Below are 21,242 nucleotides of genomic sequence, written 5' to 3'. Positions count from 1 at the left end.
CTATCAATGTTGTCTCTTCTTTGAAAACAAAGCTTTAACCGGATATGAAAAAGATTGATGGACAAATTGATTACCTAAACTAAACCATTTTTTTGGGAAGTGCAATCATTCCATTGGAAGTTAAAAAACCCTTTGTCTTGGCTTGAATTTATGGTTGTTGGTAGATGGCCTAGTTCTGTTCCATTTAAGGGGGCTTTACTTCCGCAGCCAATCTTTGTGTCTTCACAAACATTATCATTCTGAATTTTTCCTTCTCCTCTTTTTTCCTCTGTGCCCTCTGAGTGCTCTGGGGTGAATTATTTTTCCCCGCAAAGGAAAAGAAGGTTCCGCAACGGGACGCAAAGGATTTTGATTTCCCTGTTTTTGGCGGAAAGCTCAATACACAATTTGCATGGTTTCGGCCAAAAACCGGAATCGTGGTTTTTGTTTCTAAACCCGAGTTGCGTTCCTCACTCGGGGCTACCCATATTTGACCACTACGTGGTCGGTCGCCGCCGCCAATGTTTGTGTCTTCACAAACATTATCATTCTTAAATCCTTTTGCTCTCCGTCTCTGCGTGAGGTTTATTTTTTACCTCAAAGGAAAAGAAGGTTCCGCAACGGTGCGCAAAGGGAGAAGTTTATCCCTTCAGACATATCTTATCACAGGAGCTCACGAGCACAGAAATCTCAGCGTTTTTGTTTTTTCTTGGTAAAAGCCCTGAAAGGGCGGGATACCAAAGGGATGGGTGCAGCCCATCCATAGGAGTGTTTGGATTTTGGGTAGCCCTGAAGGGGCGGAATAATCTCTTAGTCAAGTTTCGCCCTTTCAGGGCTGAAGGGATAGCAGGGTCCAAGCGGGAGAAATAAAAAATCCCTGTAAGATCGCTCTCACAGGGATTTATCAATTTAAATGGATCTTAATTTTCCCTTTGTTTCCAGTTGGTTCAAAAACCAATTTTTACGTCAATTGAGGGATAAATATCTATCAATATCCATCCCGATAGCTATCGGGATCAATGAATATCAATTTTTATACATTAAGAATTTTCATTGGCTTAATGATCTCCACTTTCAGACGCAAGGTCCACCTTCTCAGGTGATCTCCAGAGTGCCGACAGCAACAATTCCCTCATAAAGAAAAACTCTTTCGGGACTTTGTCATAGGCTTTTTCGAACAGTTCACTGTGGCCGAGCAATTCAGTCTTCCAAGGCTCCGGTTCGATCATCATGATCTTGTCAAAATCCTCTTTGCTGAAATCATGCATGCCTTCCCAGTCCATGTCTTTGTACCTAGGTCTCCAGCCAATCGGACATTCGACAGCAGAAATCCTTCCTTTGCAACGGCCGATGATCCACTTGAGCACACGCATGTTGTCACCGAATCCCGGCCAGATGAAGTTGCCTTCTTCGTCTTTTCTAAACCAGTTGACACCAAAGATTCTTGGGGCGTTTTGCAGGTCTCTGCCAAACTGTAGCCAATGGTTGAAATAGTCTCCCATGTGGTAGCCCATAAATGGCAGCATCGCAAATGGATCCCTTCGGACTTTTCCTACTTCGCCAAAAGCTGCCGCGGTAGTCTCCGAACCCATTGTCGCAGCCATATAGACCCCAAAATTCCAGTTGAAAGCCTGGTATACCAAAGGCACCGTAGAGCTTCTTCTTCCTCCAAAAACAAATGCTGTGATGGGCACGCCCTCGGCATTGTTCCACTCCGGATCTATTGCAGGATTTTGGTTTGCAGGAGCGGTAAATCTTGAATTGGGATGCGCAGCAGGTTTTCCGCTTGCTTTGTCATAGGGTTTGCCGTGCCAGTCAGTAAGACCTTCAGGCACTTCTTTGGTCATGCCTTCCCACCATACATCCCCGTCAGCGGTGACGGCGACATTGGTAAAAATCGTATTTGCCCGGATGCTTTCCATGGCATTGGGGTTGGTCTTGTAGTTGGTGCCGGGAGCTACGCCAAAGTATCCTGCTTCGGGATTGATGGCGTGAAGCCTTCCGTTTTCTCCTTTGTGAACCCATGCAATGTCATCCCCGATGGTGGTGATTCGCCATCCTTCCATTTCTTTGGGAGGGATCATCATGGCAAAGTTGGTCTTGCCGCAGGCGCTTGGAAACGCTGCTGCGATATAGCTTTTTTCCTTTTGAGGACTTTCTACTCCTAGGATCAGCATGTGCTCGGCGAGCCATCCTTCTTCCCTTCCCATGGTGGAGGCAATCCGCAGTGCAAAGCATTTCTTACCCAAAAGGGCATTTCCGCCATACCCGCTTCCGTAGGAGATGATCAATCTTTCTTCGGGAAAATGTGATATGTATTTGACAGCGGGATTGCAGGGCCATTTGACGTCTTTCTTTCCTGCTTCTAATGGTGCACCAAGTGTATGGATACACTTTACAAAGTTTTCATCGATGTATTTTAAGATCGGAGCTCCCATCCGTGTCATGATTCTCATATTGACGACCACGTATTCGCTATCAGTAATCTGAACACCATATCTGGAAAGGTGCGAACCCACCGGACCCATGCAAAAAGGAATGACAAACATCGTCCTGCCCTTCATACTTCCAGCCGTAAGACCGTTCAAAATCTCCTTCATTTCTGACGGATTCATCCAGTTATTGGTCGGTCCGGCATCTTCTTTTCTTCTGCTGCAGATAAAAGTTTTGTCTTCTACCCTCGCTACATCACTTGGATCAGAAAAACAGGCAAAACTATTCGGTCTTTTCTCAGGATTGAGTTTGATGAAGGTTCCTTTGTCCACCAATTTTTGGCAAAGTGTATCATACTCATGTTCAGAACCATCGCACCAGTGGACATTTTCAGGGCCGAAGTGGGTTGTCATGGAATCCACCCAGTCCTTTAATTCAGTTTTGATTTGTGTCAGCATAGTTTCTTGATTTTAGCAGATTGTTTTTTTAGAGTTGAAATTTGGGTTTAAAAGTCAATTGTAGGTTTTTTTGCTGCAAAAATACAGGCATTCAATCCAAAAAGCCTATTTCTTTCTTTATTCAGAATTTTATATTTTTTGATTAAATTTTACCTGATTTCCACAACCCTAAATTATTCATTTCTCAGCGAAAAATAGCCTAAAGTCAGGTGATTAAAATTTTACTAAAACATGATAGATGTCATTTTCAGGTAATTATGAAAAGTATCTCCGAATGGAGACTTTCCGGTTTGTGGAGGATTCCCGGAGTCAGTGAGGATTATTTGCTATGTGTTTCCTATAATCCAAAGACTTTTATTTGAAATTCAAGGCATTTCCAATTCTTTAAAACCGCATTTTCTAACTTATAAATAGTAAAGCCATGGGCAAACTTTCATTTGTACTGAGTCTTGTATTTTATGCAGGGCTGTTGTTCCTGAATTATCCTAAGCCCAATTTGGGAGGAGACAGCGCCATGGGCTATGGACTTGGATTGGCTTTTCTCGGATTTGGCTTTGCTTTAAGCAGTATTGGTCTGTTCGTTGGCTTGGCACGCGTTGGGGTATTTGGATATTTCGTTCAGGATCCTTTTTGGAGAAACCTTTTGGCAGTAATACTCTGCATCGCATTTGTAATTACAGTGTTTTTTTCAGCCGCACTAAAATGGGACAATATCACCGAGGCAGTGAGTTTTTCCCCTTGGCTAGCCAACATGAATTCCCTGATTTGGTTTCCTTTGTTGATTTTCATCCCCTCGTTTCTGGTGCTTTTTTTGGGAAAAGAGCCAAGTTTTGCGCCGGCAAAGATCTTTTTCTCCATAGGATTTTTGTTCAGCCTTGTTTTTACTGCCGGTCTGTTGGTTGATTGGCTTGTCTACCAAAGTAAGCAGCAAAAAGAAATGGTTTCCCAAATCCAGACGCAGGACAAAGAACAATATGAAACTTACATGAGGGAAATTGAGGGTTTGGATTCTACCCAAAGTATCCTTGGGGTTTTGCCGCTAACCGGGAGGTTTCACGAAGCTGAAGTCAGAGAGGCGGCAGTGGCTAAAATCAAATCGAGGCCTGATTGGGAAAATGAATTGATCGGGATTCTGGTATCAGAATACAATTACCATTACGCCTATGATTTTTTGGATGGAAATAATGTGGACCATCCAGCATTGTTTACCGAGCCGGTCCGCCTCAGCATCCTGCAGATGGCTTCGGATATCAGGACGACCATTCCAAGCGCGGACAACCTTCAGGATTGGTCATTTGATCATTTTGGGATTGAAAGGTTACTCCGTGTGGTTGACGGGCAACTTGCGGGACAGGGTATGAATTTTTATCCTGCGATCCTCGAAGTCAGAAAAGCCTTGGACACAACACCTCCGGAGCGATTCAAAGGAGTTAAGTATTCGGTTACTCCTGTTTTGGATAAGTGGTTGAAAAATAATCCGCGGTAGGGATTTAGGGTAATTGATAAAGATTTTCTGCGGATATAGTTTTCAGTTCGCCGAATCTGAAATTCGAGTTACAGCTACCAAAATAAATATGAATAGAGGTTCAATGAAGCCTGCTGTGGACTATGGTCTGTGGACTATTGACAAAAATTTAAAACTCCTTCCATTTAAATACCTCCAAATCAAACCTAGGCTTTTTCCCAAGGATTTTATCGGCAATGCCTTCTCCAAGTCCGGCGGAGTGTTTGAACCCATGTCCGCTGCAGGCTGAAGCCACCAAAACCTCCTGGAAATCAGGCAATTCATCCACTACAAAATAAGAATCGGAAGTGACGGTATAGATGCAGACTTTGGATTGGACCACCTTTTTTTCGATGTGGTTAAACCGGTTGGCAATTTTATTTTGGATAAAATCCTCACATTCTGCTTCTGAAACATCCCTCAAAATCGTGTCGGGATGGTTTCTTTCTACAAATGATTCCGAGGCGACTTTGATCGTAGCGCCATCCAAAGAAGGAAAACCATAGATAAAGTCTTCAGGCCCCGAATCATAGCCCCACATGAATATGGGGGTTTTTCCCAGTTCAAATGCTTTTCCTTTTTTGGGAATCCAATGCAAGATCTGTCTGCAGATTTTGAATTGGGTCTTGACAAAGGAAGGCAGGAAATCCTTGACCCAAGGACCAGCGCTGATCACAGCCTGAGCCGCTTCGAATGTCCCTTGGTTGGTTTGGATCTGCACACCGCCACCCGATATAGGCGAGATACCCAAAACTTTTGTGTGGGTTTTGATCACGGCGTCATTTTGTGCGGCAAGTTGGAGTTGGGTAGAAATCGTCAACTCCGGTCTAAGAAATCCTGCACTCGGTTCGAAATAGACTTTGCCGCTTTCTTCCAAATTGAATTCAGGATATCGGTTTCGGAGTTCTTGGGCATCAAAAACCTCATAGGGGATGTTTCCCTCTTTGGCGAATTGGACTGTCCTTTCGAAAAACCCTTCCGAGCCATGCTTCGCCCAACTTTGGACTCCAGAGTCAAAAAGCAAACCGCCTGTGGTCGTCATGATGGTAGTCCCGGTTTGGGACTCAAGTTCCTTCCAGATTTCGTGGGACCTTTTGACAATCGGTACGAAATCCATTCCTTCGCCAACCGCAAGTCGGGTAATCCTTGTTTCTCCATGGGAAGAACCCATGGTATGTGGAGGGGAGAATTGGTCGATACCAAGGATTTTTTTTCCTGATTTGCTCAGTTGCCAAAGGGTCGATGAGCCCAATGCGCCAAGGCCGATCACTGCCACATCATATGTATTTCTTTCCATGAGGATTGGATGGATTTCTATTTGTCAAAAAAGGGAGGTCTCTTTTTCTGCCATTCGGTATTTTCCTGATAAGCTTTGCCCAGCATTACCAGCTTCTCTTCATCAAAAAGATTGGCAAGAAAAGTAATGGAAGTCGGACTCCCGTTTTCAGCAAAACCGTTTGGCATGCAGAGGGCCGGATGTCCAGTCAGGTTGGTAATCTGAAGTTGGTTTCCCGCAAAGGAAGGAGTTACGATCACATCATATTCCTGAAAGAGAGAATGCATTTCTTCAATCAAAATGCTGCGATACCTGTTGGCTTGGATGTATTCGACCGCCGGGATAAACCTTGCTGCACGGAAGAGATTGGGCCAGGCATTGCGGTGTTGGGCGACCAGTTGGTCATCTAGATTCAATCTTGTCAAGTCATCAAAAGCCGCGGCACCCTCCACATACAGTGATATCAACATGCTGCTCGGGTCAACAGAAGTTTTGAGTTCGACAGGATGGAGTTCCAATCCCATCGCCCTGAGGTCTTCCAATACTTTTTGGTCTTTGTCTATATTTGGCCTGTCACCTTCGAAGAAAGGAGCGAAATACCCGATTTTAAGGTCTTTGACTGATTTTTTGGAATTGTATTGAAAGGCAGCGGCAATAGTACTTTTGTCTTTGGAGTCAAATCCATGGATGACCGAAAGCACGATACCGTTGTCCAAAGCAGACCTGGAAATTGGGCCGATTTTGTCCATGCTCCAACTCAGTGCCATGGCACCGTGTCGACTTACCCTTCCAAATGTAGGTCTCAGTCCTGTTACTCCGTTTCTTGTGGAAGGCGAGACGATGCTTCCGAGTGTTTCTGTTCCGATGGCAAAAGGCACCAATCCCGCACTCACGGCAGAGGCCGATCCAGCTGATGAACCGCTTGAACCTTGCTTCATGTTCCAAGGATTTTTGGTCACACCTCCGTACCACACATCCCCCATGGCCAAGGCACCCAAGGTAAATTTTCCTACCAATACTGCGCCTGCTTCATTGAGCTTTTCGACCACTGTTGCTGTTTCATCAATTGCCTGATCTTTATAAGGCATGGCACCCCAAGTGGTTTTGGTTCCTTTTACTGCCAACAGATCCTTGATGCCATAAGGAATGCCATGCAGCGGACCGCGGTCGATTCCTTTTGCTAGCTCGGCATCCATGGCTTTGGCTTTTTGCATGGCCTCAGTTTCCATTAAGGTGATAAGGCACTGAAGTGTATCCGAATAAGTTTTGATCCTGTCGAGGTAGATTTTTGTCAATCTTTCCGAGCTCAGCTTTTTGCTTTTGATCAAAGAAGAAAGTTCAGCGACAGAAAGGTAGGCGATGTCAGCTTCTTTTTTGGGTAGACTGACATTGACAGGTAATCCCCAATCACTTTCTTCCTGAATCTGGTTTGGTACAAAACCATGGGGAAGGGGGTTGAAACCAATGGCAGGAGCAACTGAATTTGTGATGGGCTGCTTGCGCATGGTCTCGTAGCTTGTCCTGTAATTGGTCAGGTTTCGGTTCATGCTGTCTCTCTCGGCCGGAGAAAATTCCAGTCCGATCAGGATTTCGGCGTTTGCAATGTTTTCGGAAGTGATGTCCGCCATCATTTTGCCGCCGACAAACCCTGCAGACAAAAGAAGTATTCCTCCTGCAATTAAACCTATCCGGTTCCTATTTATGATTCTCTTCATGTAGATTTACGTTTGGGTAAAAAACCTATTCGGACAAGTAAATGTTATTTTCGAGGAATATAGCCAATTTAGATTATGGACAAAAACAGCATTACACCAAGTTTTCCAATGCCCCTGCGCGGCCTGTTATTGCTTACAGGGATGTACACCTTTGCTTGGTCCGCTTTCTTCAGATATTTTGGAGAAGACTTTTTGAAATGGCTGTCTATGAATCCGGGTTACCTCGCTGATTCCAATACCAACGTCTTCGGGATTTTCGGGATGATCTTAGGGTTCCTGATTTTTATGAGTGCCTTTTATCCGATCAGTTGGCAGTATTTGATTTTGGTCGGGATCGTCGGACATCTGGCACTTCTTGTTTGGGTTTTCATTGCTTTTATCCCTGATTTGGGATGGAACAAAAGGACTGTGTTCCAAATCGGTTTCAATCAAATCATCTGGGTGATACTGCTCTCAATTATTTTTATACGGTCTGTCAAAGTGAAAAAATATTTGAAAACCATAGAAGACTGACCCTCGGAGAAATGTTTTTTTAGGCTCAACATTGATCCATTGTGAAAAAATCAGGAGCCAAGCATTTTCTGTTAGAAAAAGACCTGACTCCTGATCCTGTAAATGCCCTTCAAAAAAGCTTTGATTACCTCTCTGCTTTGAATCTGAAGTGCTGATTGTCTTAAAGAAGGATAATCAAAAGGATGATAATGATAATCAAAGCCCCTGTGGAAATGTAAAGACCTGTTCCACGGAGGGCTCTGGCTTCTTTTTCAAGGCTTTTCAATTCTGCTTTGATTTCGGCTTTTTCAGCTTTTTCAAGATTGGATAATTCCATATCTCGGATTTCAAGAACCCGGGCTTCGATTTCCTCAAGTTTTACCTGCTCTTCAGCGGTCAATACTTTTGGTTCTTTTTTGCCTTTGCCTTCAGCAAATGTAGGTGTGGAGGAAAACAGGAGCAAGGCGGCCGCTGTCGTCATCAAAATGTTCGATTTTTTCATATGGGGGTAAAATTGATTTGCTTATTTAAGGCTGCCGATCATGTCCTCTGGCTTCACCCATTCGTCAAACTGCTCGTTTGTCAATAGACCCAATGCCAAAGCAGCTTCCCTTAGGCTTGTGCCTTCTTTGTGCGCTTTCTTCGCAATGGCTGCTGCGTTTTCATAACCAATGTAAGGATTTAACGCTGTCACCAACATCAGGGAATTCTCCAAATGTCTCTTGATAAATGGTTTATTTGGCTCAATACCGATAGCGCAGTTGTCATTGAAGGAAACACAGGCATCACCGATCAACCTAGCGGACTGTAGGAAGTTGGCAATCATCATCGGTTTGAAGACATTCAGCTCAAAATGTCCGTTTGATCCGCCGATGGAAATAGCCACGTCGTTGCCCATGACCTGTGCGGCAACCATCGTCATGGCTTCCACTTGGGTCGGATTGACTTTGCCTGGCATGATAGATGATCCCGGTTCATTTTCAGGGATCAGGATTTCACCGATACCGGATCTTGGTCCTGAAGAAAGCATCCGGATGTCATTGGCGATTTTCATCAGACTTACTGCCAATTGCTTCAAGGCGCCGTGGGTTTCCACAATGCCGTCATGGGCCGCAAGTGCTTCAAATTTGTTGGGTGCAGTGACCATCGGCTGTCCGGAGAATTGGGCGATTTTGGCGGCCACCAATTCAGAATAACCTGCAGGGGTATTCAATCCGGTGCCTACTGCAGTTCCGCCAAGGGCAAGTTCTGACAGGTGGGACAAAGTATTTCTCAATGCTTTCAGTCCATGTTCAAGTTGCGCGACATATCCCGAAAACTCCTGTCCCAAAGTAAGCGGGGTGGCGTCCATAAAGTGGGTCCTGCCGATCTTTACGACACCCATAAACTCCTCTGATTTTGCTTTAAGTGTATTTTTGAGGAGCTCCACACCAGGGATGGTGGTTTCCAAAACCATCTTGTAAGCCGCAATGTGCATGGCAGTGGGGAAAGTATCGTTCGAAGACTGTGATTTGTTCACATCATCGTTGGGGTGGATTTTCTTTTTGGCATCTTCCAATGAACCTCCCAAAAGCACATGTGCCCTGTAGGCGATTACTTCGTTGGCGTTCATGTTGGATTGTGTCCCAGAACCTGTCTGCCAGATCACGAGTGGAAACTGATCATCATGCTGCCCTGTCAATATCTCATCGCAGACCTTGGCAATGATATCGGCTTTGTCCTGAGTCAATACTCCGAGCTCGGCATTGGCGATGGCAGCGGATTTTTTGAGGATGGCAAATGCCCTGATGATTTCGATAGGCATCCTGTTTTTTTCACCGCCGATTTTAAAATTGTTGATGGACCTTTGGGTCTGCGCTCCCCAATATTTGTCAGCAGGAACCTCAACAGGCCCCATGGTATCTTTTTCTATCCTGATGCTCATATTTATTTGATCCTGTGGTTATTTTTTGATGCGCTAAATTACTACCTGATTGGAAGAATACATAAGGATAAGGGGAATTAATCCTTTCGATCCAAATTGAGCATCTCATGGAATATCTCCTGTGAGATTTTGATTTTCCTTTTGAAATAACTCCATGCAAAATAGTAGTTGCCAATGGCGGCAAGAAGACTGATGCCGGCATAAACAGGATTTTGGGAGACCAAGCCAAAAACCACAGCCAGGCCCAAGGTCACCACCGTCCAAAAACCCAAGAAAAATGTAGAACTCGGGAATAGCCTATATCTGAGAAAAAGGATACAACCTTTGGGTGTGGCCTCGATTTTGCCCAAGATCAAGGGCAAAAAACTGTCCGGCTTATTGATGGCCAAGGAGAGTCTGAATGATTCTTTTTCCACTTTTCCGTTGAATTGAAATCCTTTTTGCAGTCTTTGCTCATAATCCAAAAAGTTGACATCCAGGGTTACTTTTTCTAACCGCTGTTCCACTTCCTTTTTGGACAATGCAGATACGAGGACTTCGCTGTGGTTTGGAAATGGATTCATTGGATTTTAACTCTAGCCCACCAAAAAAGTTATTGAGCAGGATTCCTCTTTAAAGTAAGATACCGATTGATGCCTTTAAAATTCTGATTTCCTATTTTACTGCAATACAGGAAATTTCCACATTGACATTCTTCGGAAGTTTGCTGACTTCGACGGTTTCTCTTGCGGGGGGATTGGTTTTGAAATACTGCCCGTATGCTTCATTGATTGTCGCAAACTGACCCATGTCCCTGATAAATATGGTGCATTTGACCACATCGGCAAAGGTAAAACCTCCGGCTCTCAGCACCGCATCCATGTTTTTCATGACAGCGTGGGTTTCTTCGGTAATATTTTCATTGATCAACTCACCGGTGACAGGATCCAAGGCAATCTGACCTGACAGATAAAGCGTATTTCCGGTTTTAACAGCTTGGCTATAGGGCCCGATAGGCGCAGGGGCATCACTTGAGAAGATGATTTCTTTGGACATGGGATATCTATTTTTGTGCAAAATACAGATTCAGAAACAACCGCCGAAATCAAATCGGTTTTTTTCAAAACGGAAACATGGTAATTTTGATGATGGAGACAAACCTATTGCCTGCATGGTGGTTTAGTCTTTGCCAACACCCTTCTTTCCATTACTAAAAATGAAAAAAACAGACTACCGATTTTCAGAAGATTTTGCCAGAGAAATGGATGAAAAGGATCCTTTAGCAGGATTCCGGTCAAGATTTTATTTTCCCAAAGTCGATGGAAAGGAGGCGATTTATTTTTGTGGCAATTCCCTTGGGCTACAGCCCAAAACCACAAAAGAATACATCCAAAAGGAGTTGGATAACTGGGCCAATCTGGCAGTAGATGGACATTTTCATGGGGAAGACGCATGGTATCATGTCCGCAAAAAATCCAAACCGGCTTTGGCTGAGATTGTCGGTGCACATGAGCATGAGGTCGTGGCGATGAATAACCTAAGTTCAAACCTTCATTTTTTGATGGTGTCATTTTACCAGCCTACCAAAGAGCGATTCAAAATCATCACTGAAGCTGGTGCTTTTCCTTCGGATATGTATATGCTCGAGACGCAAGTCAAGTTTCATGGCTTGGATCCCGATCAGACCATCATCGAATTAAAGCCAAGGGAGGGAGAATATACGCTGAGGACTGAAGACATCCTTAAAACCATTTCAGAAAATCAGGGCCAACTTGCCTTGGTCATGATGGGAGGTTTGCAATATTATACCGGGCAGGTGTTTGACATGGAGGCGATCACTGCCGCGGGGCATGCAGCAGGAGCAAAAGTGGGATTTGACCTGGCCCATGCTGCAGGAAATGTTCCCCTTCAGTTGCATGATTGGGGAGTTGATTTTGCCACTTGGTGCAGTTACAAATACATGAACTCGGGGCCGGGAAATATCTCCGGTATTTTTGTTCATGAGCGCCATGCCGAAAGTCCCGACTTGCCGAGATTTGCAGGTTGGTGGGGACATGACGAAGGACAGCGATTCAAGATGGAAAAAGGTTTTAAACCGATGTTTGGTGCAGACGGGTGGCAGTTGGCCAATTCCAATGTTCTCGCATTGGCTGCACATCAGGCTTCCTTGGATATTTTTCAGGAAGCAGGCATGGATAGACTGAGGCAAAAAAGTGAACTTTTGACAGGTTATTTGGAGTTTTTACTCCAAGAAATCAACGGTGAACGCGGTGTAATTGAAATAATTACCCCCAAAAACACCAACGAAAGAGGCTGTCAATTATCTTTGCTTGTCATAAAAGGCGGAAAAGCTGTCTTTGATGAACTTTACCAAAATGCAATAGTTGGGGATTGGCGTCATCCCAATGTAATTAGAATCGCACCCACACCGTTATATAACAGCTTTCTGGATGTCTATAGGTTTGCCAAAATCCTAGAACAATCCCTTCACAAATTTGCCTGATCAGGCAGAAAGTATCTCTCAAACCATGAAAAAAAATGAAATCAGCATCCTTGGTTCCGGGCTTATCGGGTCATTGTTGAGCATATATATGAAAAAAAGAGGTCTTGACGTAAATGTTTACGAGAAAAGACCCGACAACCGAAAAGGGCAGTACCAAGAAGAAGGAAGGTCTATCAACATGGCCTTGAGTGACAGAGGGTGGAATGCCTTGGAAAAAGCCGGTTTAAGGGAAAAAGTACTCCCCTTGACCATTCCCATGTACGGGCGAAAAGTCCACGATGAACATGGGAAAACCAGCTTCATCCCTTACGGAAAAGAAGGTCAGGCCATTTATTCCATTTCCCGTGGCAGGTTCAACCAATTGCTGATGGATGAGGCTGAAAAGATTGGTGTGAAGTTGAATTTTGGCCATAAGATCGATGACGTGGACCTCAGGTCCAATGAGCTTTTGGTCGTGGATCCGGAAGGGAACAAAGAAACAATTTCCTCAAATGTCATTATTGGATCAGATGGAGCCTATTCTGCGCTTAGAAATGCCATGCTGAAGCAAGTCCGATTTGACTACAAGCAGGAATATATCACCCATGGTTATAAAGAACTCAGCATCCCGCCGACGGAATCCGGTGAATTTGCCATGGATCCCAATGCCCTCCATATCTGGCCAAGGGGAAGCTTTATGCTTATCGCACTTCCCAATCCGGACAAATCATTTACCTGCACCCTTTTTCTTCCCTTCGAAGGGGAGAGAGTCAGTTTTGAAAATATAAGAGATGAAAAGGATGTGGCGAATATCTTTGAAACCTACTTTGACGATGCATTTAAGTTAATGCCCAACTTGAAGGAACAATATTTCAAAAACCCTTCCTCAGCCCTTATCAATATTGAATGCTATCCTTGGATGCTCAAAAGCGCGCTATTGATCGGTGATGCTTCTCATGCCATGGTTCCTTTTTATGGACAGGGCATGAATTGTGGATTTGAGGATTGTTTTATTTTGGATGAATTGATTGAAAAATTCGGAACCAATGCTTGGGAGTTGGTTTTTGCCAAATTTCAGAAAAAGAGGAAAAGAGATACGGATGCGATCTGTCAGCTAGCGATGGAAAATTTCGAAGAAATGAGAAATGAAGTGTCTGACCCAAAATTCCTGATCAGAAAAAAAATAGAAGCCAAGTTGCATGCCCTTTACCCTAAAGAGTGGATTCCGCTCTATACCATGGTGACATTTTCCAATATGCCATACTCGGAGGCATATGCCCAAGGGAAGCTGCAGGAAAAGATCATGGACAAGGTCATGTCAAGCCCATTGATTTCCCAAAATTGGGACAAACTGGATTATGAAGATATCCTTTACCAAATGGACAAAGCGAAAGCTGTATAAAGTAAACGACTGCTTCTAATCAAAGCAGTCTTTTTTTTTCACCTAATTTATTACCTCCCTGCTAATTTTTCTGAATAAGAGTTCAAGGTGTGTTTTGAATTTTGAATTGAACATATCCTGTTAAAATTGTATTTTTATTAGAACATACTTGATTTTACAAACAGGAATTTTCTAAATGAGTTTTTAGTATTTTACATTAAGTTTTTTGTGTCGAATAAATCGCAATATTTTTTACTGATTTAGGTATAAAAAACCAATAGAAGGATAAAAAAACTGAAGGCCTTGAGTACTGCAAATTTCCAAAAACTTCTAAATCAGCCTTTAAAGACATATCTTAAAATGCAAGCCTTTTTTATCCACATTTTCGAATACTTTTCCACACACCCTAAAAAAAAGCGCATAACCTATTGATAATCAATTAATTAAATCACTTCACTTTTATATGATTTTGTGGATAATTAACTGTAAATGAGAATTTTACGTAATCGTTGTATTTTTTTGGGTTGGAAATTTGGGGAAAAATTTCATAAAAACAGTGGCCTTTATTCTTGATTTTGCCGGATCAGTTTCTTCCTGTAGGCATGGAAAATTCTGGCTTTGGAGATAAATCCCAAGTATTTTCCTGACTCGATCACGGGAAGGTTCCAAGCACCTGATTTTTCGAACTTATCCATCACATTTTGCATATTTTCGTTACTGTTTATCACTTCTGGGGGAGAATGCATCAGTTGCTTGACCTTCAGCGTTTTCTGGCTTTCTGCATCAAACATGAGCTCTCTGATATCGTCCAAAGTGACTATTCCGTTCAGGTCGCCCTCGTCATTCACTACAGGAAAAATATTTCTCTTCGAAAGTTTTACCAATTCGCAGAGGTCACCAAGACTCGCTTCAGGCGAAACAGGAAGGAGGTCAGTTTCCATGATTTTTTTGATGTCCATAAGTTCGAGAACCTCTTCATCCTTGGTGGCAGGAAGGAAAGTACCTTTGGCTATCAGTTGCTTTTTGTAAAGGGAATCCTTGTCAAAATAAGTTGTCGTGACGTAGGAGACTGAAGAAACCAACATCAGCGGGATCAACAATTCGTATCCACCAGTCAATTCCGCTATCAAAAATATGGCTGACAGCGGGGCATGCTGCACTCCACTCATGACGGCACACATGCCCACCAAGGTAAATGAGGCTAAAGGAAGCACAATAGGTAGGTTAAAGAGGTTGGCAGTATAGGCAAAGAGAAAGCCGGCAATTCCTCCCACAAACAGGGAAGGAGCAAAAATACCCCCGCTCCCACCGCTACCAATGGTAATAGCAGAAGCAATCGGTTTTATTAAAATGATCAGGGATAAAAACAAAATAATGAAATAGGGATTATCAATTTCTGAAAAAAAAGGACTCTTGGAGAGGATATTGTTAGGTTGCCCGGAGACCAGGTGATTCAGCGTATCATATCCCTCTCCATAGATAGGAGGGAAAATAAATAGGATAAGCCCCAAAAAGGCTCCGCCGTAGAGTAGCTTTAAAAATGGCTCATCGAATTTGTCTAACAAACTCTCTGTATTTATTATAGTCTTACTGAAATACAATGAAATAAATCCCGTAAACACAGCAAGCCCAAAATAGTAGGGGACATGCGAGGCAACAAATTCCTCAGAAATAGAAAAGTTGAAGGTGCTCTCATTGCCCTGCAAAAGAATAGAGGTCAATGCTCCTGTCACGGACGCTATCAGCAGAGGGATAAAACTTCCTATGCTGACCTCCAGCAGAATCACCTCGATGGCAAAAATCACCGCACCAATGGGAGCACCAAAGATAGCCGAAATGGCCCCTGCTGCCCCGCAACCTATCAAAAGTGTTCTTTTTTTGGCATTGAGGTGCATCAGTACCCCGACATTCGAACCGATTGCTGATCCGGTCACTACTATCGGCGCCTCCAATCCAACCGAGCCACCAAATCCAACCGTCAAGGCAGAAGTGATTACCCGGCTATACATTTTTACCCTTGGAATCAAACTACTTTTCTTTGAAATGCTCAGCAGGACATCAGGGATTCCATGTCCGCCTTTGTCGTTAAGGACGTAATGGCCGATGATGTAAGCTAGAGATATCCCGATGATGGGATAAATGATGTAGAAAAAATTGGCGTATTCCTCATAAAAGCTGTTGGTGAGAAATTCCTGAATAGCATGCACTGAACTTTTTAAAATCACCGCCGCAACTCCCGAAACAATGCCGATTACTCCACTTACTATTAATACAAAGTTTTTTGTACTGAGGTGGCGGAGCCTCCAAATCAAAAAGCGTGTTATATAGTCTGTTTTGGCCAATTCTATTTATTGATTTTCAATTAAAGATATCCATTTCATCCTAATCATTATTCAGTTCCCGATCAAAGGCAATTACAATATCCAAAATCAGTTCTACTGCACCAATATAAAATTCGGGTTGAATCCTCTCAAATGTATCGGTCTCCTTATGGTAATCCTCATGGTCTTCGACACCAAAATAAATGAAAGGGATTCCCTTCCTGTGAAATTGGGAATGGTCAGAAGCGTTTGTCCAATCGGCTTTTTCGCCGGGTACATCATGCCCAAACAATAATTTTGGAAACCGGCCTTCCGCGACTTTTTCTATAGTGGGCTTCAGTTGGGGATAATGATATGTACCGACAGCATATATTTCACCGTCAATGTTTCTACTGATCATGTCCATGTTGATATTCAGGACAGTCTGTTCAATAGGAAAAGGGAAATCATCTACCAAAGCTTTTGCTCCCTGATGACCCATTTCTTCAGCATCCAAAGCGACAAATAACATAGAGTGGGTGGGTCGGTTTTTGGAAAAGTACTCCGCCATGGCCAAAACACCACCTGTTCCTGAGGCATTGTCATCTGCGCCATTAAAAATCTTTTCTCCGTCCATTCCGATATGGTCATAATGTGCCATGACCACGATCAGCTTGTCAGTTTCTTTTCCGCCGATAAAGCCGACTATATTGGCAGCTTTTTCATACAACTTGCCCTCTCTGCTGTAATTGAAATCAAAATATTGGGTATAATCCGGGTATTGGGATTTGAGCCCCAATGCCTTAAACCTGTCCTGAATGTATTTTCTTGCTTTTAAACTTCCCTCCGAAAGCGGTTTCCTTCCACCCAACTCATCAGATGAAAGGTACTCGATGTCTTTGACCAACTTATTTTGGTCGATATTTTGTGCAATCAGTGCTGTCGGGGCAACAAGAAAAAATAGGATTAAAAATTTCAATAAATTTTTCATATATCTATTTAAATTGGTCCGTTATGTATATTCGTAAAAATAGTAAGATATAATCGCTCGAATCTTAACACCTATGAAATATCTTTTGGCCTTGCTGACGGTTTTGGCTTTGATCCAACCTGCTATGGCTCAGAATGCCCTTCCTCAGACTTTTTTGGATGGGAAATCGGTAATCCTTATTTCGAATTCTCCCCAGGCCCGACCGCTACTATCCTGGGAAGCTTTGGCCCATGAGTTCCATCCTGCTTTGGTTTCGACAGGAGGAGATCCCATTGCTTATTATGAACTGGAATCGGTCGTGATATCCGAAGAAGTCCAAGCAGGTTTTGCCACCATGTTTTCCAAAAGAATGGTTTCCTCCATTGTGATCTTGACAAGAAAGGCCAATGGGAGTGTGACATTAAATATTGGCCCTTTTTCCAATAACAAAAGCATGGTTCCCACCAACGGGATGTGGAGCATGGAAGCAGGAAGTATTCAGCAGTTGAATGAAACAATGACAGTCATTGGTCAAAGCATCAAATCCAAAAACCTCATGGTCTTGGAAGTCCCGGAATTCCCCTCAGGAGCCAATGCCACCGCCTCTGCCGCACAAAGGTACCTGAATAGAAATCCGCTCAACCTGGATATTTTCAAACTTGGAATACCGCTATCTGGCTCCGCCGGGGAAAGTGGCTACCTGAATACTTTCAGGTATGACCTTTTGGGTAAATCTGAGGAAAGTGTCTTGGCAGAACAGAATGCCGAAAAGAACGGGCTGCAAGCCATTTTTTCTCAGTCGTATCCACATCAGGTCGAATTCCTCACCACTCCCAAGACCGATGCGGCACTGATCAGTGAACGGGTTCAGTTTGTTTTGATGCGAGTGGAGGCTAGAGAAGCGGATCTGATGGAGAATATGGGTTTGGCTACAGACAGTCTCACAGACGGCGATCGGATCGTAGTGAAATATTACATCAGGTTTTTGGTTCGTAATGAATTGTATATCGGACTTGTATGGGATGCTGATCCCGATTGGAGAAAATCTCTGGAGAATTTTTTGAATAACCTGAAAATAAAATGAGCCCAAAAGCGGGCTCTTTAAAAATCAGAGTTAACTGTTTTGGTGACCAAACACGCTCTGCTATTTATCTATTTATATCCTGAAATGATTTCCTTTGGAGAACACCGGACCTATTTTTTCAGATTAAATTCTAACTTCATCTATAACCAAGGGAAAACCCAAAAGTTTGGATCGGTCTAAAATCCTAAAACACGGTGAAGGATTATTTTCTAGAAAGTCAGACAGATTTCAACCCTCAAAGCTATGTATATAACTGAGGCAAAGCCAATTGAAAAAATCTATCACTCATATAAGAAATTTTAATACAACTCTTCTTTCAGAAATGGGATCAATGCCAACACGACTGCTTGTTGGTAATAATTTTTTCTGTCGAGGGCTCCTTTGGTAAGAATCCCCACAGCTCCGATTTGTTCTTTGGAATTTTCGAGCTTGAAAAATTTATCGTCCGCTGCCCCGAGTTCCATGCCACCATCAACCAAATCCGCGATGCCTTTGGGTAAGAAAAACTGGGAAGTCTTGGCTTTGCCGATCTTACCATTCTTGTCTATAACCACCACCCAAGCAAATGCCGCCAATTCTCCCTGAAATTTTTCCACACCACCTTCTATGCCTACCCAATAATCCGCCTCAGGAAATATAGCCTTTGAATTTTTAGCCCTGTTTATAGCGCCTTTGAAAGTCTGTTCATTTCCGACAGGCTGGGCTTCGACGTCAGAACTTACGTTCAGGCCTTCTACCAGGTAAGTGCCCTCAAATACCTGATGAAAACCGCCATCTGTACAACTGATTTTTACTGGATTTCTACTGCCAACAATTACTAGATTTTGCCTTTGTTGTTCTTGGATATTCTTTCTTTTTGGAAAACTCGTTGTTCCGGTCATGGATGATCAGATGTAAAGATGATATGAATGTGAAATGCTGGATTTTGGGCAATATTATGCAACGTTGGTGAATACTTGGTTGACGTCATCGTCTTCCTCAAGTCTCTCTATCATTTTGTTGATTTCTTCTTCCTGTTCTTCGGTAAGGTCGACTGTAGTGGAAGGAAACCATTGGAAATCAGCATTGATGACTTCAATATGCTTGTCTTCAAGTGCTTTTTGCATTTTTCCAAAATCTTCAAATTCTGTGTATGCAAATATTTCTCCTTCATTCTCGGCGATTTCTTCGAGGCCATGGTCTATCAGTTCCAATTCCAATTCTTCTATGTCCATGTCTTTTTGGGCAAAACGGAATACAGCTTTTTTGGTAAACATAAAGCTTACGGAACCTGAGGTACCCAAGGCGCCTCCTGATTTTGTGAAATAGCTTCGGATATTGGCCACTGTCCGGTTGATATTGTCTGTGGAGGTTTCGATGATGACAGCTACGCCATAGGGGCCATATCCTTCATAGACTATCTCCTCGTAATTTTTTTCGTCCTTGTTTGACGCCCTTTTTATCGCAGCTTCGATCGTGTGCTTAGGCATGGAAGCACCTTTCGCGTTTTGGATTACAGTACGGAGCTTGGTGTTGTTGCTTGGGTCTGGACCACCTGCTTTGACAGCCATGACAATCTCTTTTCCTAGTCTTGTAAAGACCTTGGACATCTGACTCCAACGCTTAAATTTTCTTTCTTTCCTGAATTCAAATGCTCTTCCCATTTTTGATCTTTTTTAAAAGGTGGGTAAAAATAATAAATCTTTTTAAAGTGCCTAAAAACAAAGAAAACCAATCCCAACAATTCTTCTTGGAACGGTAATGATAATGCAAAATTTAATAGATTTACTGCTATTATTGAGCAAATTACTTTTACCATGACCACTTCAGAAAACCTCCCCATTCCCAATATCCCAATTCCAAAATACAAGAGAATCGTCATTGTCGGTGCGGGATTTGCCGGGTTGAAAATTGCCCAGAATCTTGCTCACACAGATTATCAGGTGGTTTTGATGGACAAAAACAATTACCACCAATTCCAGCCTTTGCTCTACCAGGTGGCCACAGCGGCCCTTTCACCAAGTGCCGTTTCTTTTCCGTTGAGGAGGATATTTCACAAAATAGACAACGTGATTTTTAGAATGGCCGTCGTCAAAGAAATTGATAAAACAAATAAAATTATCCAAACCAACCTGGGTACAATTGCCTATGATATCCTGATTTTGTCTCAAGGAGCCACTACCAATTATTTCGGGAACCAAAACATCCAAAAATTCTGTGCACCGATGAAATCAACTTCTGAGGCGTTGTATATCCGGAATAAGATCATTTCCAATTATGAGCGAGCTGTCAATATCGCTGATGTGGAGGAACGCAAACCCATCATGAATGTAGTGATTGTAGGTGGGGGAGCCACCGGTGTGGAACTTGCAGGATCTATTGCCGAATTGAGAAACAAAGTTCTTCCCAAAGATTATCCTCAGCTCAGCTTTCAAAATATGCGGGTGATATTGATCGAGGCAAGCGGTTCGCTGTTGAACGGGCTGTTACCAAAATCCCGTGAAAAAGCCTTGGAGTATGTCAAGGAATTGGGAGTCGAAGTTTTGCTCAACACGATGGTGGAAGATTACGATGGATTTATTGTCAAATTGAAAGGGCAGGAATCTATCAAAACCCTGACCTTGCTTTGGGCTGCCGGGATCAAGGCCAATTCACTCATTGGTGTGGAAGATGACCAAAAGGCGCCAAATGGGAGATTATTGGTTGATGAATTCAATAAACTAGTCCGGGAGGAGTCCATCTATGTGGTGGGTGACCAATGTGTCCAAAAGGATGAGGCTTTTCCTAACGGCCATCCGCAAGTGGCTCAGGTAGCTATCCAACAAGCGGCTAACCTTTCCAAAAACCTGAAGAATGATTTGAAGCAAAAGCCCTGGAAACCTTTTAGGTACAAAGACCTTGGATCTATGGCGACCATAGGAAAGAAAATGGCTGTGGTAGACCTTCCCTTCGTAAGTTTTCATGGCTCCTTCGCCTGGCTTGTTTGGCTTTTCGTCCATTTGATGGCCATTTTGGGAGTGAAAAACAAACTCATGGTTTTCCTGACCTGGTCATGGAAGTATCTTTCATTTGACCCAAGCCTACGGCTTTTGATCCGGCCGAGATATGTCAAGGATTTCAAAAGGCAGTGGATGCTGGAGGAGAAAGATTATGAGGATTGATAAATAGTTACTGTTTATGTACGCTTCTCTGCGAATAACTCAACTTTCTACAACAATTGGGTAAGAAGACCGAAGTCGGAAGACCGATGTAACGAACATTTCTGAGTCTTGCCTTGAATTATTTT

General features: G+C 43.2%; 17 protein-coding genes. 6 read left to right on the top strand and 11 right to left on the bottom strand.

What is annotated here, in order from left to right; genetic code table 11:
- Positions 1-1,037 precede the first annotated feature (1,037 nt).
- Positions 1,038-2,870: a phosphoenolpyruvate carboxykinase (GTP) gene (locus MMU05_RS19080; protein ID WP_241143261.1), complete on the bottom strand. Its 1,833-nt coding sequence runs from the start codon at positions 2,868-2,870 to the stop codon at positions 1,038-1,040.
- 421 nt (positions 2,871-3,291) lie between these two features.
- Here MMU05_RS19080 and MMU05_RS19075 point away from each other — a divergent pair, with 421 nt between their 5' ends.
- Positions 3,292-4,356, top strand: coding sequence for a hypothetical protein (locus tag MMU05_RS19075; protein WP_241143260.1), 1,065 nt, complete (start codon positions 3,292-3,294; stop codon positions 4,354-4,356).
- A gap of 148 nt (positions 4,357-4,504) precedes the next feature.
- On the opposite strand, the gene solA is transcribed toward MMU05_RS19075, so the two are convergent.
- Together solA and MMU05_RS19065 are read right to left on the bottom strand one after the other, a co-directional pair.
- Entirely contained in the window at positions 4,505-5,671 is a 1,167-nt protein-coding gene (gene solA, locus MMU05_RS19070; protein WP_241143259.1) for an N-methyl-L-tryptophan oxidase, read from the bottom strand.
- 17 nt (positions 5,672-5,688) lie between these two features.
- Positions 5,689-7,365 (bottom strand): amidase, encoded by a 1,677-nt coding sequence (locus tag MMU05_RS19065; RefSeq protein WP_241143258.1) that lies wholly within the window; start codon positions 7,363-7,365, stop codon positions 5,689-5,691.
- Between the two features lie 75 nt (positions 7,366-7,440).
- Here MMU05_RS19065 and MMU05_RS19060 point away from each other — a divergent pair, with 75 nt between their 5' ends.
- Positions 7,441-7,878 (top strand): hypothetical protein, encoded by a 438-nt coding sequence (locus MMU05_RS19060; protein WP_241143257.1) that lies wholly within the window; start codon positions 7,441-7,443, stop codon positions 7,876-7,878.
- A 160-nt stretch (positions 7,879-8,038) separates the two neighbouring features.
- On the opposite strand, the gene MMU05_RS19055 is transcribed toward MMU05_RS19060, so the two are convergent.
- The 4 genes from MMU05_RS19055 to MMU05_RS19040 all read right to left on the bottom strand — a co-directional run bounded on the left by MMU05_RS19055 (position 8,039) and on the right by MMU05_RS19040 (position 10,816).
- Positions 8,039-8,359 (bottom strand): hypothetical protein, encoded by a 321-nt coding sequence (locus MMU05_RS19055; RefSeq protein WP_241143256.1) that lies wholly within the window; start codon positions 8,357-8,359, stop codon positions 8,039-8,041.
- Between the two features lie 21 nt (positions 8,360-8,380).
- Positions 8,381-9,781: a class II fumarate hydratase gene (gene fumC / locus MMU05_RS19050; RefSeq protein WP_241143255.1), complete on the bottom strand. Its 1,401-nt coding sequence runs from the start codon at positions 9,779-9,781 to the stop codon at positions 8,381-8,383.
- 77 nt (positions 9,782-9,858) lie between these two features.
- Positions 9,859-10,344 carry a hypothetical protein gene (locus tag MMU05_RS19045; protein WP_113923585.1) on the bottom strand — a complete coding sequence of 162 codons (486 nt, stop codon included), beginning with the start codon at positions 10,342-10,344 and terminating at the stop codon, positions 9,859-9,861.
- A gap of 91 nt (positions 10,345-10,435) precedes the next feature.
- Positions 10,436-10,816 (bottom strand): RidA family protein, encoded by a 381-nt coding sequence (locus MMU05_RS19040; RefSeq protein WP_113923586.1) that lies wholly within the window; start codon positions 10,814-10,816, stop codon positions 10,436-10,438.
- 160 nt (positions 10,817-10,976) lie between these two features.
- On the opposite strand from MMU05_RS19040, the gene kynU reads away from it, so the two are divergent.
- Positions 10,977-12,263 carry a kynureninase gene (gene kynU / locus MMU05_RS19035; protein ID WP_241143254.1) on the top strand — a complete coding sequence of 429 codons (1,287 nt, stop codon included), beginning with the start codon at positions 10,977-10,979 and terminating at the stop codon, positions 12,261-12,263.
- 25 nt (positions 12,264-12,288) lie between these two features.
- The gene (locus tag MMU05_RS19030) at positions 12,289-13,644 is read left to right on the top strand and encodes an FAD-dependent oxidoreductase (protein WP_241143253.1); all 1,356 of its coding nucleotides are present in this window, start codon (positions 12,289-12,291) and stop codon (positions 13,642-13,644) included.
- 542 nt (positions 13,645-14,186) lie between these two features.
- Here MMU05_RS19030 and MMU05_RS19025 read toward each other — a convergent pair.
- Positions 14,187-15,965, bottom strand: a complete 1,779-nt coding sequence (locus MMU05_RS19025; protein ID WP_241143252.1) for a chloride channel protein — start codon at positions 15,963-15,965, stop codon at positions 14,187-14,189.
- A 40-nt stretch (positions 15,966-16,005) separates the two neighbouring features.
- Positions 16,006-16,914, bottom strand: a complete 909-nt coding sequence (locus MMU05_RS19020) for a M28 family peptidase (protein ID WP_241143251.1) — start codon at positions 16,912-16,914, stop codon at positions 16,006-16,008.
- Between the two features lie 73 nt (positions 16,915-16,987).
- Between MMU05_RS19020 and MMU05_RS19015 the strand changes: the two genes are divergently transcribed.
- Positions 16,988-17,977, top strand: coding sequence for an NTPase (locus MMU05_RS19015; RefSeq protein WP_241143250.1), 990 nt, complete (start codon positions 16,988-16,990; stop codon positions 17,975-17,977).
- A gap of 299 nt (positions 17,978-18,276) precedes the next feature.
- Here the strand turns inward: MMU05_RS19015 and yjjX are convergent, their stop codons facing one another.
- The gene (yjjX, locus tag MMU05_RS19010) at positions 18,277-18,858 is read right to left on the bottom strand and encodes an inosine/xanthosine triphosphatase (RefSeq protein ID WP_241143249.1); all 582 of its coding nucleotides are present in this window, start codon (positions 18,856-18,858) and stop codon (positions 18,277-18,279) included.
- A gap of 54 nt (positions 18,859-18,912) precedes the next feature.
- Positions 18,913-19,620: a YebC/PmpR family DNA-binding transcriptional regulator gene (locus MMU05_RS19005; protein WP_241143248.1), complete on the bottom strand. Its 708-nt coding sequence runs from the start codon at positions 19,618-19,620 to the stop codon at positions 18,913-18,915.
- A gap of 153 nt (positions 19,621-19,773) precedes the next feature.
- Here MMU05_RS19005 and MMU05_RS19000 point away from each other — a divergent pair, with 153 nt between their 5' ends.
- Positions 19,774-21,117, top strand: coding sequence for an NAD(P)/FAD-dependent oxidoreductase (locus MMU05_RS19000; protein WP_241143247.1), 1,344 nt, complete (start codon positions 19,774-19,776; stop codon positions 21,115-21,117).
- Positions 21,118-21,242 lie beyond the last annotated feature (125 nt).

It is taken from the genome of Cognataquiflexum rubidum (assembly GCF_022538115.1).
GTDB classification, from domain to species: domain Bacteria; phylum Bacteroidota; class Bacteroidia; order Cytophagales; family Cyclobacteriaceae; genus Cognataquiflexum; species Cognataquiflexum rubidum.
Note: the sequence above shows the minus strand (reverse complement) of the source record. Positions and strands in the feature narration are given on the sequence as shown.

Excerpts from the sequence above, each read along its gene's own strand:
- MMU05_RS19080 (WP_241143261.1), bottom strand. The coding sequence starts at position 2,870 with ATGCTGACACAAATCAAAACTGAATTAAAGGACTGGGTGGATTCCATG.
- MMU05_RS19060 (WP_241143257.1), top strand. The coding sequence starts at position 7,441 with ATGGACAAAAACAGCATTACACCAAGTTTTCCAATGCCCCTGCGCGGC.
- MMU05_RS19075 (WP_241143260.1), top strand. The coding sequence starts at position 3,292 with ATGGGCAAACTTTCATTTGTACTGAGTCTTGTATTTTATGCAGGGCTG.
- MMU05_RS19015 (WP_241143250.1), top strand. The coding sequence starts at position 16,988 with ATGAAATATCTTTTGGCCTTGCTGACGGTTTTGGCTTTGATCCAACCT.
- solA (WP_241143259.1), bottom strand. The coding sequence starts at position 5,671 with ATGGAAAGAAATACATATGATGTGGCAGTGATCGGCCTTGGCGCATTG.
- MMU05_RS19005 (WP_241143248.1), bottom strand. The coding sequence starts at position 19,620 with ATGGGAAGAGCATTTGAATTCAGGAAAGAAAGAAAATTTAAGCGTTGG.
- MMU05_RS19040 (WP_113923586.1), bottom strand. The coding sequence starts at position 10,816 with ATGTCCAAAGAAATCATCTTCTCAAGTGATGCCCCTGCGCCTATCGGG.
- MMU05_RS19055 (WP_241143256.1), bottom strand. The coding sequence starts at position 8,359 with ATGAAAAAATCGAACATTTTGATGACGACAGCGGCCGCCTTGCTCCTG.
- yjjX (WP_241143249.1), bottom strand. The coding sequence starts at position 18,858 with ATGACCGGAACAACGAGTTTTCCAAAAAGAAAGAATATCCAAGAACAA.
- MMU05_RS19030 (WP_241143253.1), top strand. The coding sequence starts at position 12,289 with ATGAAAAAAAATGAAATCAGCATCCTTGGTTCCGGGCTTATCGGGTCA.
- MMU05_RS19045 (WP_113923585.1), bottom strand. The coding sequence starts at position 10,344 with ATGAATCCATTTCCAAACCACAGCGAAGTCCTCGTATCTGCATTGTCC.
- kynU (WP_241143254.1), top strand. The coding sequence starts at position 10,977 with ATGAAAAAAACAGACTACCGATTTTCAGAAGATTTTGCCAGAGAAATG.
- MMU05_RS19000 (WP_241143247.1), top strand. The coding sequence starts at position 19,774 with ATGACCACTTCAGAAAACCTCCCCATTCCCAATATCCCAATTCCAAAA.
- MMU05_RS19065 (WP_241143258.1), bottom strand. The coding sequence starts at position 7,365 with ATGAAGAGAATCATAAATAGGAACCGGATAGGTTTAATTGCAGGAGGA.
- fumC (WP_241143255.1), bottom strand. The coding sequence starts at position 9,781 with ATGAGCATCAGGATAGAAAAAGATACCATGGGGCCTGTTGAGGTTCCT.
- MMU05_RS19020 (WP_241143251.1), bottom strand. The coding sequence starts at position 16,914 with ATGAAAAATTTATTGAAATTTTTAATCCTATTTTTTCTTGTTGCCCCG.